Here is a 15,571-nt window from a genome sequence, read left to right on the forward strand (position 1 = left end):
AGGCCCTCACCTGTTCAAGATCCCTCAGCCGAGACCTGGCTCACCCGTCCACAACCTCCCAGGACAGAACACCTAGCACGTGTCTCCCGCCTCGCCCTCTTGCGCGATGTCACGTGCTAGTACATGCTGGTACGTGCCAGCCGAGTTCGGAAAGGGCTCAGCTGCTGTGCATCTGCTTGACCTGTGCAAACGCCTGGAGGGCCCCGTGAGACGGGTCCGAAGGAAGCGTCTGTTCCTTGACAACTGAATGGGGATCACGCCGCCTCTCCTCGGCCAAGTAGGCGGTCACGCGGTCTTCCGCGTGATGAACAGCGCAACCCCGACTTTCCGCAGCGCTCTGGGCGCTGCGGCCGGTTGCCTCCCCCGCCCGTCCGGCTCTGGGCCGTACGGGCGGGGCTGAGGGGAGCCGGACATAACAGGGCTCTACTCCGAGGCCGGTCACCTCTCTCCAAAGACCGCGACCGCCCCGGTTCCTCCGTCCCTTCGATTCAGGAGAGTTCCGCATGCGTACGTACATCGGAAGCCACGAAGCCGTGAACGCCGCAGAGTTCGCAGAGCTGGCGCTCGGCCTTGACGAGCTGCCCGCCGGACTCGACATCGACCTGTTCCGCGGCCCGCTGACGCACGAGACGCCTGAGGAGCGGGCGGCCCGACTGGAGGTGGCCCGCGAGGTCATCGCCGACCTGGTCGCGCAGGGCGAGAGCGGTGACGAGGTCGCCGCGTGGGACGCGCTGTACGCCGACGCGCTGACCCGCACCGTGCCGTTCCTGCGCTCCGCTCGCGGTGCCGGCGGTTTCTCCGGAACCGGAGAAGCGGCATGACGACGACCGCAGAGACAACGCAGCGCGCGGCGCCGCCACTGACGAAGCCTGAGACGTGGCTGTTGGGCGCGGTCGCCGTGCTCGCGGCCGGAGTCGGCGGTCTGGGCCTGGCCTCTTCGTTCGAGGCGGTGTCCGCCGCAGCGGCTCGCTGGGGCTTCGCCTCCCCGTGGATGCTGCCGGTCGGCATCGACATCGCCATCCCGGTGTTCACCGCCGCGTTTCTCTTGCTGATCCGCACGGACATGCCGCTGGGCTGGGTGCGGTTCGTGCCGTGGGCGCTGACCGGGGTGACGTGTTGGCTGAACGTCGCGGCCGGGCATTCGCTATCCGCGAAGCTCGCGCACGGCACGATGCCCCTGCTGTGGGTAGTCCTCTCCGAGGTCGCCGCCCACGTCTATGCCTCCCGGATTGGCGCCGTCACCGGCCGCCGAATGGAGAAGATCCGCCGCTCCCGCTGGCTGCTCGCCCCGGTGTCGACGTTCGCCCTGTGGCGCCGGATGACGCTGTGGGAGATCACCTCCTACTCCGATGCTCTCGGACGGGAGCGGGAGCGGCAGCTCGCCCGCGCTGAACTGCGGGAGCGGCACGGGCGCCGGTGGCGTTCGCAGACCCCGCGCCCGGAGCGGGTGCTCCTCAAGCTTGGCGAACTGACCCCGGCGGGCGAGGAACCGCAGCCCGTCCCGCCTGTGGTCTCTCAGCCGACCGCCTCCCCCGTCAGCGAGTCGCCGAAGCCGCCGCGCAAGCGCGCCACCAAGGCCAAGGCTGCGGCGGGCAAGGGGCAGCGGACTGCGGAACAACTGCTCGCCGAAGCCCGCGAGGCCACGGCCGGATGGGCGGATGACGCGATCAACGCCGAAGCCATCCGCACCACGCTGCACTGCTCGGCCGCCAACTCCCGCGTGCTGCGGGACGCGCTGCTGACCGAGCGAGCCGACGGCCGGCGCCTTCACCCGGTCGAGGGTGACGAGCCGGACGCGGTGGCCGCCTGATGTCCCCCGCATTCGGTAAGTGCTACGACCCGAGCGGTGCCACGTGGGGGATACCGACCTTCCCGTGGCGGTTCGCCCCGGACGGCTACGCCACCCGCCGACAGCTTCGGGCCCGCGGCTTACGGCCCGGCGGTCAGCCGGTCGTGGCGCAGGTGATGCGCCGCTCCCGCCGCCGCAAGGCCGGGGTGCTGGTCGCCTACCTGTACCGGATCGATCGGGCCAAGCCGGTCCGGCCGATGACGCCGGGGAAGTCGGCCGCGCTCGCCAAGGCGATGCGTGCCCGACGCACCTGCCCGGCCTGCCGGACGGACGCCGGATACGTCATCCCGACCTCGCTCGGCATGTGCGTCCCGTGCGCCTACCCCGAGGAACAGCGCGCCGCCTGACCCACCTCTACGGGCCCGACCGCCCACCTCTCACAGCGTCGGCCGGGCCCACCCTCCCTTGGAAGGACAACCAGTGAAACACCCCGATGACGAGAACGAATTCTTCAACCGACTCGAAGCCGAGATCAGTGCCGACTCCGACGCGAACGTGGTCGACCTGGAGTCGGCCCGGGCCGCGCGCTTCGAGTCGGCCGACCCGACCCCCGGCCCGTCGGCCGACTCTGCGGCCGCGGGGTCGGGCGGTTCCGGTCCCGACCGGTCGGCCGACTCCGACGATGCGGAGTCGGCTGCGATGGTCGACGGCCCCGCGCCGACCGGTCCGGGCCTGATGGACAAGGTCCGCGGCGGCAAGCGGCGCGAGGTCATCCCCCCGTGGGCGCGTTCGAAGCCGGAGTTCCTGGATGCGCTGGGCTGGCTGGGCGGGTACGCCTGGCACACCACGGCGTATCACGCGGTGCGCCTGCCCTGGTACAGCGTCCGCCTCGCCTTCCAAGCCCCGGCAGGGGCCGCGAAGTTCGTCAGCGGTGCGATGCGCTGGGTTGCCGACGCAGAGGGCGAGCCGCTGCGGCAGGTCGCCGCACGGCGCGAGGACGTGGAGCAGTACCTCAAGCTTTCCCGGCAGCGTGACAACCGGGTGAAGCTGCGCGCCATCCTCATGGTGCTGTCGCTCATCCTCGGCCCGGTCCTTGCGCTGCTGCTCTTCGTACTGGCCCCGACGTGGCTGACGGTCATCGCGCTCGCGGTACTCACCGCCGGACTCGGCTTCCTCGGTGCACCCGCGGACAAGCCCGTGATCTCCCGCGCGGTGGTGACGACCGAGGTGGAGCGGCTGACGTCCGGCATTGTGGAGCGCGCGCTCGGTGCGCTCGGCATCGCCGAGATCAACAAGGCGCTGGCGAAGGGTGGGGAAGGCATCAAGTTCCCTGCTCCGATCACCCGCGACGGCCCGGGCTGGCGCGCCGACGTCGACCTGCCGTACGGGGTGACGGTGCCGGACATCCTGGACCGGCGAGAGAAGCTTGCGTCCGGCCTGCGCCGCCCGCTCGGGTGCGTGTGGCCGGAACCGGTCGCAGATGAGCACGCCGGCCGGATGATGCTGTGGGTCGGCGACAAGGCGCTGAACAAGGTGAAGCCGCCCGCGTGGCCGCTGGTCAAGGGCGGGTCGGCGTCGCTGTTCAAGCCGCTGCCGTTCGGCACAGACCAGCGAGGCCGGAACGTCGACATCACGCTGATGTACGACAACGTCCTGATCGGGGCGATGCCGGGCATGGGCAAGACGTTCTCGCTGCGCACGCCGCTGCTGGCCGCGGCTCTGGACCCGACCGCGGAACTGCTGATCTGGGAGCTCAAGGGCACTGGTGACCTGGACGCGCTCGGGCAGAAGGTTGCCGCCGACTACGGTTCGGGCCCGGACGACGACACGTGCGCCGCCGCGCTGGACTCGATCCGGTACGTGCACAAGGACCTTGAGCGGCGGGCGAAGGTGATCGCCTCGCTGCCCAAGGACAAGTGCCCGGAGAACAAGGTCATCCCGTCCCTGGCAGGCAGCCGCTCGCTCGGGCTGCACCCGCTCGTGCTCGCGATCGATGAGTGCCAGGAGCTGTTCTCGCACGAGACGTACGGCAAGGAGGCCGGCGCCCTGTGCACGGCCATCATCAAGCGCGGCCGCGCCCTCGGGGTGATCCTGCTGCTTGCGACGCAGCGGCCGGACAAGGACTCGCTGCCCCCGGCGATCAGCGCGAACGTGGGGACGCGGTTCTGCCTGCGGGTGATGGGCCAGATCGAGAACGACATGATCCTCGGCACGTCGACCTACAAGAACGGCATCCGGGCCACGTCGTTCACCAAGTCCGACAAGGGCATCGGCTACCTGGTCGGTGCCGCGGACGATCCGCAGATCGTGCGCACGTACTACATCGACGGGCCCACCGCCGACCGGATCTGTGACCGGGCGCGGAAGGCGCGTATCGAGGCGGGCACCCTGACCGGCTTCGCCGCCGGCGTCGAGCCAGAGCGCCGGGCCGCGGCGGACACGCTGCTGGAGGACATCCTTGCGGTCATCCCCGCCGGTGAGGCGAAGCCGTGGAACGACGTCACGGTGGATCGCCTGGCCGAACTGCGGCCGGAGACCTACGGGCGGTGGGCGGAGATGGAGCCCGCCGACAAGGCGCGCCAGCTCACCACAGCGCTCAAGCCCTATGGCATCGCCACCGGGCAGGTGGGCCGCCGGGTCAAGGGCAAGACCGTCAACCGGACCGGCTTCGAGCGCGCCCACATCGCTACGGCGATTGCGGAGCGTGACAGGAAGCGGGACGCGGGCTGACTCCGTGGGGCTTCTAGCGCTAGAGGGCTGACCCCCTAGCGCTAGAGGTCCCGCTAGCGGCCCACATAGCACCTGATCAGGTCGCTAGCAGTTAGCGGCCCACCCGCGACAGCCCTGGAAACCGCCCTGGGAGGGCCCGTCATGACCCCTGCCCTGCTCGCTATCGCCTGCCTACTGTTCGTCACCCTCGGTTACGCGTCTGTGTGTGCCGCGTCGCCGTTCGGGACGTGCCGCAAGTGCAACGGCTTCGGCTTCGCCACCACCACCGACCGCAAGGGACGTCCCAAGCGCGGCAAGACCTGCCGCCGCTGCAAGGGCCACGGCAAACGGATACGCATCGGCCGCTGGCTCTACAACCGCGCCTCGCACACCTACCGCCAAGGCACCCGCTGACCCCGGACGTGACGCGGCCGACGGTGCCCGTCATGAGACGTACCCCGCTCCGAGCAGGAGCTAGGCGGGCGCAACCGTCGGCCAATCCCCTGAGCTTGCCAGCACCCGAGGGGTGCCCCGCAGCTTAGCCAGCCGCCCCAACTCACCGTCAAAGGAGTTTCCAGCATGGCCGTCACCGTCTCCCTGGTCCTGCTCTTCGGACTCGTCCTGTTCTTCCTCCTGCGCTCCAAGACCCTCGGCTACGGCTCCGCGTTCGTCGCCGTGATGTTCGGCTTCTTCCTCGCCTCCACCGGAGCGTCCGGGCCCATCAACGAACTCACCACAGCCGTCATCAGCGCCATCCCCGACCTGTAGGGAGCCCGTGATGAACGAACCGATCCTCGCCCGCAGCACGCTCGCCCTCGCCCTGCCCAAGGCAGCGCCGGCCCTCGCCACCTCAACGGTGCTCATCCTCGGCCGGATCTGGAACGCCAACGGGGCCGAACACTCCGTCGGCAACGCCGCCTTGATGGTCGTGCTCGCCACCGGAGCCGCGGCGGCCGGCGCCTTCGCGTCGGCCGGCCGCCGCGGTGACAGCGTCATCGCCGGAACCGCATTCGCCGCTTCCGGCGGGCTCGCTCTCGCAGGCGTCGCCGGATACGCCGACGGCCTCTCGCTGCCGCTGCTGCTGTGGGCGCTGGCGACCGCCGTGGCGTACGGGCTGGCGGCCCGCTACTGGCGCACCGACCGGCGCGAGAGCGTCGCGTACGAGCGGCGCACCACCGAGCGCCGCGAGGACCACGCCCACGTAGAGCGTGTGGAAGCGCTGCGCGCCGGGACGCAGATCGAGGTGGCCCGCGAGGGCGCCGCCTACGCCACCGCCCTCGCACAGGCCCTCACCCAGCGCGCCACCCTGCCCGGCTTCGACCCCGCGGCACTCACCCGCGCCGGACTGCCCGCCATCGAGATCGCCAAGGAGAACTGACTCATGGACGACGACAACGAGTTCTTCGACTGCGAGCTGTGCGCCCCCTCGGACGGCTCCGAGCCCTACCCGTACGCGCACTGCTGCGGCTGCGGCGCGGACGGTTCCAGCGCTCATCCCGACTGCACCTGCGCCTAACTACACCCGGGGCGGTCGCCTCTCTCCAAAGACCGCGACCGCCCCGGCTCTCCGTCCCTTCGCAGAAACAGGAGAAATCCCAGCATGGCACCAGACCTCACTACCGCGCTGCTGTGCGCGGCACAGTCCGCCGCCGGTCGCGGCTGGCCCGTCTTCCCCCTGCGGCCCGGCGGCAAGCGGCCCGCGCTGCACGGGGAAGCGTCCTGCCCCCGTACCGGCGTATGCATGGCCGGGCACCACAAGTGGGAGCAGCGCGCCACCACGAACCTAGCTCTCATCCGCACGGCGTGGGAGCAGCGTCCGTTCAATGTCGGTATCGCGACCGGTCCGGCCGGGTTGGTCGTCGTCGACCTCGACATGCCCAAAGACAAGGGCAGTTCGGACACGCCTAGCGGCGTCACGACCTTCAAGGCGCTCTCCGAGCGCGCCGGGCGGCCCGTCCCCACCACCCGCACGATCCGGACCGCCCGCGGTGGACAGCATCTGTGCTTCCTCGCCCCGGACGGCATCCGGCTGCACAACACGCAGAACCTGCTTGGGCCGAACATCGACACCCGCGCGTGGGGCGGCTACGTCGTCGCCCCCGGCAGCATCACCCCGCAGGGCGCCTACGAGGTGACCACCGACGCTCCGGTCGCGCCGCTGCCCGCATGGCTGCTCGACGCCCTCACGCCTGCTCCAGCCCCCGCGCAGCCGGTACGGCTCGCCGTACCGCGCTACGGCAACCGGCTCGCTGACGCCGTGTTCGAGCGCGAGACAGCAGCAGTGGCCGCCGCGCAGGAAGGCGGGCGCAACACCCAGCTCCTCGCAAGCGCCCGCGCCGTGGGTCGCTTCGTCGCGTGGGGCGACCTTCCCCGGCATGAGGTTGAGGAGGCTTTTCAGGGGGCTGGCGAAGCGGCCGGCCTCAAGTCACACGAGTGCCGCGCCACCATCCGCAGCGCCCTGAACTGGTCCATCCGCACCGCTCGACCGCGGGAGACGGCATGACCACCCCGCCCAACGCCCCCCTGAAAAGCCTCACCGGCCGCCCCACCGACACGGCAGCCGCCGAACCGGCCGCCCCCGCACCCGGGCGTGGTGCGCCGAAGGTCGTCGCCCGTCAGGGCGTCCTTTCTGCTGTTCGCTCTGACCCGCACCGTGCTGCCCCGGCGGCCGGAAGGAGGAACGCCGCGTGATTAGTCCCGAGACGAACGCGCCCGCCATCGACGGTGCCGCGCTGCTGGACGAGGTGGAAGCGTTCCATCGACGCTTCAACGTCTTCCCCACCCAAGCCGCCTACGTCGCCGTCGCCCTGTGGGACGCACACGCCCACCTGCTCGACTGCTTCGACTCCACCCCGCGCATGGCGTTCCTGTCGCCCGAGCCCGGCAGCGGCAAGTCCCGTGCGCTGGAGATCGTGGAAACCCTCGTGCCGCACCCCATGGTCGCGGTCAACGCATCCGCCGCCGCGCTGTTCCGAGCGGTGTCCGGCACCGACGGTCGGCCGACGATCCTCTTTGACGAGATCGACACCGTGTTCGGCCCCAAGGCCGGAGACAACGAAGAGCTGCGCGGCTTCCTCAACGCCGGACACCGACGCTCCGGGGTCACCTACCGGTGCGTGGGCGACGGCTCCAACCAGACAGTGCAGCCCTTCCCGTCCTACTGCGCCGTGGCCATGGCCGGGCTCGGCTCGCTGCCAGACACGATCCTGACCCGCTCGGTCATCATCCGCATGCGGCGCCGCGCGAGGAATGAGCGGGTGGAGCCGTTCCGCCAGCGCATCCACGAGAAGGAAGGCCACAAGCTGCGCGACCTGCTCGCCAGCTGGGCCGACACCGTTCGCAGCGTGGTTGAGGGCTCGTGGCCCGCCATGCCCGAGGGCATCACGGACCGGCCGGCCGACGTCTGGGAGCCGCTGCTCGCGGTCGCCGACGCGGCCGGGGGAGCCTGGCCTGCTCGTGCCCGCGCTGCCTGTGTGGAGCTGGTCGCCGCCGCCACGGAGGACGACGAAGCATCCCTCGGCATCCGGCTGCTCACCGACCTGCGCGACGCCGTGTTCTGCGGAGTCGACCGCATGCCGACCGCGGCGATCCTCGAATGCCTCAACGCCATGGATGACGCCCCGTGGGTCGACATGGGAGGCAAACCGCTGACCCCGCGAGGGCTGGCCCGGATGCTCAGCCTCTACGTCACCGGGGCCAACAAGCCCATCAAGCCGCGGCCGATCCGCACCGCGGCCGGCGCCATCCCGCGCGGCTACTACGCCGAAGACCTCGCTGACGCCTGGGCCCGCTACTGCCCCCCACCCCCCGGAAAGTCCGCTACATCCGCTACATCCGCTACAGGCCAGGTCAGCGGGGGTGAGTCCGTAGCGGAAGAGCTTCCCGGCATCCGCTACACCCCGGCAGAAGCCGCTACGCCCAAGCACGCAGCCGCCGCCCTGTAGCGGCACCAATCCGCTACATCCCGCGCATCCGCTACACAAAACAGGCCCCTGACCTGCGGTGTAGCGGATGTAGCGGATGTAGCGGACCCGGGAGAAGGGGGCAGAGCCCCCGCCCTGCCGTGTCACGAAGGAGAGAACGCCACATGGCAACGGCCCCTGCCACCTCGACACCTCAGCGCCGCCTCCATCGAGTCGAAGCCGCCGCCGAACTGCTCGGGGTGAAGCGCTCCCTCGCCTACGAAGAGATCCGCCTCGGACGACTTCAGACCGTTCGCATCGGCCGCCGGCGCCTCGTCCCGACCGAGTACATCGACAAGTACGTCGAACTCCTCAAGCGCGAAGCCGAAACCGCCGCCTGACCTACCCACACCCACCGCAACGGGCCGCGCCCTCCAGGGCGCGGCCCCGCCGTTTGGAGAGGCACGAACAGCATGACCGAGACCCCGAATCGCGCTCGCAGAGCGGGACACGGCGAAGACACGATCTATTGGGACGCGGCGAAGAACCGCTACGTGGGTGCCGTATCTCTTGGGTACGCCCCGAACGGTAAGCGTCGTCGGCCCAAGGTGTACGGCAAGACGAAGACCGAGGTGCGCGCAAAGATCCGCGACTTGAAGAAGGAAGTGCAGACCGGGGTCAAGTCGCCGGCCAACTACACCGTGGCTGACGCCGTGAATGACTGGCTGGAGCGCGGTTTGAAGGGCCGGGACGAGAAGACCGTCAGCAAGAATCGCACGTTGGCGGACAAGCACCTCATCCCCTTCATCGGCAAAGCCAAGCTGAGGGATCTCAGCGCCGATGACGTCGACGACTGGCTGGACGACCGGGCCGAGGTGCTCGCGACCCGCAGCCTTCGCGACCTGCTCGCAGTGCTTCGCCGATCCATCGCCCACGCTCAGCGCCGGGACAAAGCGGTGCGCAACGTGGCCGTTCTCGTGACAGCGCCGGAAGGGCGACCGGGCCGACCGAGCAAGGCCCTGAACCTGGAGCAGGCGAAGTCTGTGCTGGCCGCAGCGCGCGGTTCGCGGCTCTACGCCTACCTCGTGCTCTCGCTACTGAGCGGCGTCCGCACGGAGGAGGCACGGCCCCTCACGTGGGACCACGTCTGCCTGTCGATCCAGGACGGCATCCCGCCCCACGTCGCGGTGTGGCGCTCGGTGCGCAGGCACGGCGACACCAAGACCAGGAAGAGTCGCCGGACCATCGCCCTGCCGAAGCAGGTGGTCGACGTACTCGAAGCGCACCTGAGGTGGCAGAAGCAGGAACGCACCTCGCAGGGGAGGGAGTGGAGCCCGGTCGGCCGTGTGTTCACTACCCGGAGCGGGGAACCGCTGGACGCGGCGAACGTCCGGCGCGACTTCCGGGCGATCGTAAAGAAGGCGGGGCTGGAGCCGGAGTGGACACCGCGGGAGCTCCGCCACAGCTTCGTGTCCCTGCTCTCCGATCACGGCATCCCGCTGGAGAGGATCGCGCTCTTGGTCGGCCACAGCAGCCAGGCCACCACGGAGGCTGTCTACCGCAAGCAGCTCCGCCCCGTGATCACGGAGGGGGCCGAAGCGATGGATGAGATCTTCGCCAGTGATCATGAGGGAGTCCCGCGCGGGGCTTGATCAATTTCGCTTGGCCCCCTGTTTGGCCCCCTGGACACGCAGAAGGCCCATTCGCGATCAAGCGAATGGGCCTCTGACCAGTGTCGGGGTGGCGGGATTTGAACCCACGACCTCTTCGTCCCGAACGAAGCGCGCTGCCAAGCTGCGCTACACCCCGATTGTCCCGCTCGTCGCGGCGACATCGATTACTTTAGCGGACCGGTGGCCGGAGACGAAATCCGGTTTTCGCGGGACCCCAGGGCCGCGCGGATCCCGGTCCAGCCGCCCGCCGCGCCGGGGCCGGCGCGGGGATTACCGGTCGGGGGCCGTCAGCGTGAGCAGGGTCGCCTCCGGTGGGCAGGCGAAGCGGACGGGGGTGTAGCGGTTGGTGCCGCAGCCCGCGGAGACGTGGAGGTACGCGCGGTTGCCGCCGGCCTGGTGGGCGGAGAGGCCCTTGACCCGGTCCGTGTCGAGGTCGCAGTTGGTGACGAGCGCCCCGTAGAAGGGGATGCACAGCTGTCCGCCGTGGGTGTGGCCCGCCAGGATCAGCGGGTAGCCGTCCGCGGTGAACGCGTCGAGCGTGCGCAGATACGGCGCGTGGACCACGGCGATGGACAGGTCGGCCCCGCGCTCCGGACCGCCGGCGACCCGGTCGTACCGGTCCCGCTTGATGTGGGGGTCGTCGAGGCCGGTGAACGCGATCTCGTACCCGTCGATCTTGAGGGTGCCGCGGGTGTTGCTGAGGCCGAGCCAGCCCGCGGCGTCGAAGGCGTCGCGCAGCTCCTCCCACGGGTTGTGCACGACGCCGACGGCGGGGGCGTTGCCGTTCAGACCGTGGCGGCCCTGGGCCTTCTCGATGAGGTAGCGGGCAGGGTTGCGCAGCTTGGGGCCGTAGTAGTCGTTGGAGCCGAAGACGTACACACCGGGGAACTCCATCAGCGGCCCCAGCGCGTCCAGCACCTCCGGCACGCCCTCCGGGTCGGAGAGGTTGTCGCCGGTGTTGACGACGAAGTCCGGGCGCAGGCCGGCCAGCGACTGCAGCCAGCGCCGCTTCTTGTGCTGCCCGCTGACCATGTGGATGTCGGAGACCTGGAGGACGCGCAGCGGCCGCATGCCCTGCGGCAGCACCGGGAGGGTGATGCGCCTGAGCCTGAAGGACCGGGCCTCGAAGCCGGCGGCGTAGGCGAGGCCTGCCGCGCCGACTGCCGTGATTCCTGCGGTGATTGTCAGGGGGAGTCCGTAGCGTGCGCGCATGCGTCCATCGTCGCAGACGGCTGTCCGCGCGGTCCGCGCCCCGGAGGAACCGGTCGGAAACCCTTGCGGAGCCCGGCGAAACTGACAGGCGTGCGTCCGTCGCCACCTGCCACACTGGGCCCATGACCACGCTCAAGTCCAAGCTGCAGGAAGACCTCACCGCGTCGATCAGGGCCCGCGACGAGCTGCGCTCCGCGACGCTCCGGCTGACCCTCTCCGCGATCACCAAGGAGGAGGTCGCGGGGACGTCGGCGCGTGAGCTGTCCGACGACGAGGTGCAGAAGGTGATCGCCCGCGAGGCGAAGAAGCGTCGCGAGGCGGCCGAGGCCTTCGCCCAGGGCGGCCGTGCGGAGCAGGCCGAGCGGGAGAAGGCGGAGGGCGTGATCCTCGCCGAGTACCTGCCGAAGCAGTTGTCGGACGACGAGCTGGCCGCGATCGTCACGCAGGCCGTCGAGGAGGCGAAGGCGGCGGGTGCGGAGGGGCCGCGCGCGATGGGGGCGGTTATGAAGATCGTGAACCCGAAGGTGGCAGGCCTGGCGGAGGGCGGCCGGGTGGCCGCGGCGGTGAAGAAGCTCCTCGCAGGCTGAGCCCGCCCCCGGCCCGCGGCCGCCGTCTGGCTGAGTCCGCCCCCCGGCCCGCGGCCGCCGTCCGGCTGAGCCCGGCCCCCAGCCAGCCCGGGGGGCACGGGACGGGCCGGCGGGTCCCCGAAGCTCGTAGCTCTCGGTCCCGGCAAGCGCGTACGGAAGCGGGGCCCGCCCGGCGCGTGCCGGGCGGGCCCCCCTTCCGTACGTACGTACGTACGGCTCGGCCTATCGGCCGTTGCCTCCGCCGTTGCCCTGGCCGCGGTTCTGGCCGCCACCCAGCAGGTCCGGCGGGAAGGAGATCCCCGGCCAGGGGTTCTGGCCACCGCTGTCGCGGCCCGGCCTGCCCGGCTTGTCGTCCTCCCGATCGTCCCGCTCGTCGTCCCGCCTGTCCCGCCGCCTGTCGCGGTCCTCGTCCCTCTCCGCATCGGGGATGGACACGGTGTTGAAGGACGGCGCGGGCTTGCCGTCCAGCGCACCCGTCACCGCGTCCTTCCAGATCGGTCCGGGGACCTGACCGCCGAAGACCTTGCCGTGGTACCGGCCGCCGATGGTGATGTTCTCCATCTTCACCTGCTGGCTGGCGCTGCCGACCCAGACCGCTCCCGACATGTTCGGGGTGTAGCCGACGAACCAGGCGTTCTTGCGCTCGTCCGTCGTACCCGTCTTGCCCGCGCTGTCCCGGCTGCCCAGGCCGGCCTGCTCACCGGTACCGGAGTCGACCACACCCCGCAGCAGGGTGTTGACGATGTCGGCGGTCTGCTCCGACATGGCACGGGAGCAGTTGGACTTCGGGACTGCGAGGCTCTTGCCGGTCGCCGTCGTGATCGACTGGATGGCGATCGGCGTGCAGTACATCCCGCGGTTGGCGAAGGCCGCGTACGCGTTGGCCATCGTCAGCGGCGAGATGCCCGTCGAGCCGAGCGAGAGCGAGGAGGGCACCTCGGGCAGCTTGCTGCCGTCGCCCTGGACCACGCCCAGCCTGTCGGTCATCTCGATCACCGGGCACATGCCGGTGTCCTCGAGCATCTGCACGAAGTAGGTGTTGACGGACTTGGCCGTCGCCTCCTTCATGGCGTACGGCCCGACCTCGGACTCGTTCTCGTTCTCGACGGTGAAGTTGCCGTCGTTGACCCATGGCCTGCCGCTGCACGTCTGGACCGAGCTCGGATACCGCATCTTGTACGGCGCCGGGTAGCTCTGCGTCGGCGCCATGCCGCCCTCGACGGCCGCCGCGGCCAGGAAGGGCTTGAAGGTCGAACCGGTCGGGAAGCCGTAGTTCGAGCCGCCCACCCGCTTGTTGACGGAGTAGTTGATCTGGGTCTCATGGGGTCCGAAGCCGTACGGCTTGGACTGGCCCATCCCGAGAATCCGGCCCGTGCCCGGCTCGACCAGCGTCACCGCCGCGGCGACCTTGTCCTTCTGGTTGACGTGGTCCTTCAGCGACGCCTGGACCGACTTCTGCGCCTGCGGGTCGAGCGTCGTACGGACCGTCAGGCCGCCCTTGTTCCAGATCTTCGCCCGCTCCTCCCTCGTCTTGCCGAAGACGGAGTCGTTGAGGAAGACCTCGCGCACGTAGTCGCAGAAGAACCCGGCCCCGTCGACCGCGGTGATGCAGCCGACCTTGGGCTTGCTCACCTTGAGCCTGATCGGGGTTTCCTTCGCCTGGTCGGCCTCGCCCTGCGAGATGTCGCCGGTTTCGGCCATGCGCTGCAGCACGATGTTGCGCCGCTTCGTGGCCTCTTCGGTGTCGTTGACCGGGTCGTAGCGGCTCGGCGACTGGACGATGCCGGCCAGCAGTGCGGCCTCCTCCAGCTTCAGGTCCTTGGCGGGCTTGCTGAAGTAGCGCTGCGCGGCGGACTGGATTCCGTACGCCTGCTGCCCGAAGAAGGTGATGTTGAGGTAGTTCTCGAGGATCTTCTTCTTGCCGAGTTCTTCCTCGACCTGGATCGCGTACTTGAGCTCGCGGATCTTGCGGCCGAGGCTCTTCTGCTGTGCTTCCGCGACCTTGGTCGGGTCGTCACCCGCCTCCTCGACGAAGACGTTCTTGACGTACTGCTGAGTGAGTGTGGAGGCGCCCTGTGCAGCGACACCCGACTGGGCATTGCGGTTGAGCGCGCGCAGGATGCCCTTGAGGTCGATCGCCCCGTGCTCGTAGAAGCGCGCGTCCTCGATCGCGACGATCGCCTTCTGCATGTACGGCGAGATGTCCTTGAGCTCAACGACCTGACGGTCGCGCGAGTAATCCGTCGCGATCAGACCGCCGTCGGCGTCGAGGATGGTGGTGCGCTGACTCAGCGGCGGTGTCTTGAGGTTGGCCGGGATTTCGTCGAACCCCTCGACCGTCCCCTTGGCCGCGAGGCCGAGCGCCCCGGCCGCCGGCAGTGCGATTCCGGCCAGCACCGCTCCGGAGAGCACGGAGACACCGAGGAACTTTGCGGCCTGCTGGGTCCCGGTGAGACCCCCGCCCGAGCGCGTCTTTGCCATGGAGGCAGCCTAATCCGTAGTTATGAGCGTTCCGTAGGAGCATGGGCTTCTCGGAGCGTTCGAGTACCAGACCGTGACATCCAAAGGCAGCCGGGCCGTGGAGGCCTCACGTAGATCGGTGCGCGGTCTGGTGCGAATGGTGGTGGCGGTCACGTGGGCGCCGGGCGGACGTTTCGTACGCGCCCGGCCCGAGAGGCCTTTGGCTAGACAATGCGCTGTCCGGCGTCTCCGTGGCCGCCACCACGAGCGGTGTTGGCGCCCGTCGGCGCTGGACGGATGCCCTGAAACTCACCCGGCATCGATGCCTATTAAGAGATCGGCGGCGTCCAGGGCCGTCGCGCGTCAACACCTATCGACTTGATCACGCGTTTGTGTTGGTGGTGCGAGCCCATCGCACGGTGACCTCTTGATACGCCCGAGCCGCCCGAGCTCCCGCATAGACCGAGGCCCGTGGGATGCGCTGGTGCCACGAACGGCTAGTGAGGTGGCGGCCCGACCGCGATGCGGTCGAGGCCTGGGATTAGGTCGCTGCGTGGCCCGCATGTGCTCGTGACCAGCGCAAACGCCGAACTCTAGGGAGGGGAACCTTGATCTACTGCGGAATCGACTGGGCGGAACGAACCCACGACGTCGCCCTGGTCGACGACACCGGCCAGCTGCTCGCCAAGCGGCACATCACCGACGACGCGGCGGGCTACAAGATCCTGCTGGAGCTGCTCGCCGAGTACGGCGACACCGCGGACAACCCGATCCCGATCGCGATCGAGACCTCCCGCGGCCTACTGGTCGCGGTGCTGCGGACTGGCAAGCGCAAGGTGTTTGCGATCAACCCGATGGCCGCCGCCCGCTACCGCGACCGGCACAGCGTCTCCCGCAAGAAGTCCGACCCCGGCGACGCCCTGGTCCTGGCCAACATCCTCCGCACCGACATGCACGCCCACCGGCCCCTACCTGACGACAGCGATCTCGGCCGCGCGATTGCCGTCCTGGCCCGCGCACAGCAAGACTCTCTGTGGAACCGGCAGCAGCTCGCCAACCAACTCCGCTCCCTGCTCCGCGAGTACTACCCCGCCGCCCTGGCCGCCTTCGGGGCCTGGACCAACGGCCTGTGTCGGCCCGAGGCCCGCGAACTCCTCAAGACGGTGTCGGCGTACGGCCTTAGCTCCCCAGTTGTGTACAGACGAACGTCCCCAGACGTCAGGCCACTTCGGTCTCTCG

General features: G+C 69.7%; 16 protein-coding genes and 1 tRNA gene. 14 read left to right on the forward strand and 3 right to left on the reverse strand.

Features of this window, described 5'->3' with window-relative positions:
• The first annotated feature begins 503 nt into the window (after positions 1-503).
• The 12 genes from ACWV17_RS33270 (at position 504) to ACWV17_RS33325 (ending at position 10,052) form a co-directional block, all read left to right on the forward strand.
• A complete protein-coding gene (locus ACWV17_RS33270) occupies positions 504-821 on the forward strand; it encodes a hypothetical protein (RefSeq protein WP_455362591.1) in 318 nt (105 codons plus the stop codon).
• The gene (locus ACWV17_RS33275; RefSeq protein WP_455362592.1) at positions 818-1,810 is read left to right on the forward strand and encodes a DUF2637 domain-containing protein; all 993 of its coding nucleotides are present in this window, start codon (positions 818-820) and stop codon (positions 1,808-1,810) included. The genes ACWV17_RS33270 and ACWV17_RS33275 overlap by 4 nt, the downstream gene beginning before the upstream one ends.
• Complete coding sequence (locus ACWV17_RS33280) at positions 1,810-2,196, forward strand: RRQRL motif-containing zinc-binding protein (RefSeq protein ID WP_455362593.1); 387 nt, start codon at positions 1,810-1,812, stop codon at positions 2,194-2,196. Before ACWV17_RS33275 ends, ACWV17_RS33280 begins: the two co-directional genes overlap by 1 nt.
• Before the next feature lie 73 nt (positions 2,197-2,269).
• Entirely contained in the window at positions 2,270-4,519 is a 2,250-nt protein-coding gene (locus ACWV17_RS33285) for a cell division protein FtsK (protein WP_455362594.1), read from the forward strand.
• Between the two features lie 141 nt (positions 4,520-4,660).
• Positions 4,661-4,912, forward strand: a complete 252-nt coding sequence (locus tag ACWV17_RS33290; RefSeq protein WP_455362595.1) for a hypothetical protein — start codon at positions 4,661-4,663, stop codon at positions 4,910-4,912.
• 165 nt (positions 4,913-5,077) lie between these two features.
• Positions 5,078-5,266 (forward strand): hypothetical protein, encoded by a 189-nt coding sequence (locus tag ACWV17_RS33295; RefSeq protein ID WP_455362596.1) that lies wholly within the window; start codon positions 5,078-5,080, stop codon positions 5,264-5,266.
• A 10-nt stretch (positions 5,267-5,276) separates the two neighbouring features.
• Complete coding sequence (locus tag ACWV17_RS33300) at positions 5,277-5,876, forward strand: hypothetical protein (RefSeq protein ID WP_455362597.1); 600 nt, start codon at positions 5,277-5,279, stop codon at positions 5,874-5,876.
• Between the two features lie 3 nt (positions 5,877-5,879).
• Entirely contained in the window at positions 5,880-6,014 is a 135-nt protein-coding gene (locus tag ACWV17_RS33305; RefSeq protein ID WP_455362598.1) for a hypothetical protein, read from the forward strand.
• An 84-nt stretch (positions 6,015-6,098) separates the two neighbouring features.
• Positions 6,099-7,001 carry a bifunctional DNA primase/polymerase gene (locus ACWV17_RS33310; protein ID WP_455362599.1) on the forward strand — a complete coding sequence of 301 codons (903 nt, stop codon included), beginning with the start codon at positions 6,099-6,101 and terminating at the stop codon, positions 6,999-7,001.
• A 184-nt stretch (positions 7,002-7,185) separates the two neighbouring features.
• On the forward strand, positions 7,186-8,442 hold the full coding sequence (locus tag ACWV17_RS33315) for a DUF3631 domain-containing protein (protein ID WP_455362600.1): 1,257 nt from the start codon (positions 7,186-7,188) through the stop codon (positions 8,440-8,442).
• 143 nt (positions 8,443-8,585) lie between these two features.
• The gene (locus tag ACWV17_RS33320) at positions 8,586-8,801 is read left to right on the forward strand and encodes a helix-turn-helix domain-containing protein (protein WP_455362601.1); all 216 of its coding nucleotides are present in this window, start codon (positions 8,586-8,588) and stop codon (positions 8,799-8,801) included.
• 72 nt (positions 8,802-8,873) lie between these two features.
• The gene (locus ACWV17_RS33325) at positions 8,874-10,052 is read left to right on the forward strand and encodes a site-specific integrase (RefSeq protein WP_455362602.1); all 1,179 of its coding nucleotides are present in this window, start codon (positions 8,874-8,876) and stop codon (positions 10,050-10,052) included.
• An 83-nt stretch (positions 10,053-10,135) separates the two neighbouring features.
• On the opposite strand, the gene ACWV17_RS33330 is transcribed toward ACWV17_RS33325, so the two are convergent.
• Positions 10,136-10,209, reverse strand: a tRNA-Pro gene (locus ACWV17_RS33330).
• 134 nt (positions 10,210-10,343) lie between these two features.
• On the reverse strand, positions 10,344-11,285 hold the full coding sequence (locus tag ACWV17_RS33335; protein ID WP_455353778.1) for a metallophosphoesterase: 942 nt from the start codon (positions 11,283-11,285) through the stop codon (positions 10,344-10,346).
• A gap of 122 nt (positions 11,286-11,407) precedes the next feature.
• Between ACWV17_RS33335 and ACWV17_RS33340 the strand changes: the two genes are divergently transcribed.
• Positions 11,408-11,872 carry a GatB/YqeY domain-containing protein gene (locus ACWV17_RS33340; protein ID WP_455362603.1) on the forward strand — a complete coding sequence of 155 codons (465 nt, stop codon included), beginning with the start codon at positions 11,408-11,410 and terminating at the stop codon, positions 11,870-11,872.
• A gap of 222 nt (positions 11,873-12,094) precedes the next feature.
• Here the strand turns inward: ACWV17_RS33340 and ACWV17_RS33345 are convergent, their stop codons facing one another.
• On the reverse strand, positions 12,095-14,353 hold the full coding sequence (locus ACWV17_RS33345; protein WP_455362604.1) for a transglycosylase domain-containing protein: 2,259 nt from the start codon (positions 14,351-14,353) through the stop codon (positions 12,095-12,097).
• 587 nt (positions 14,354-14,940) lie between these two features.
• Here ACWV17_RS33345 and ACWV17_RS33350 point away from each other — a divergent pair.
• The coding region (locus ACWV17_RS33350; protein ID WP_455362605.1) for an IS110 family transposase at positions 14,941-15,571 on the forward strand (631 nt) is incomplete at its 3' end.

Source organism: Streptomyces mabaensis, from assembly GCF_053763515.1.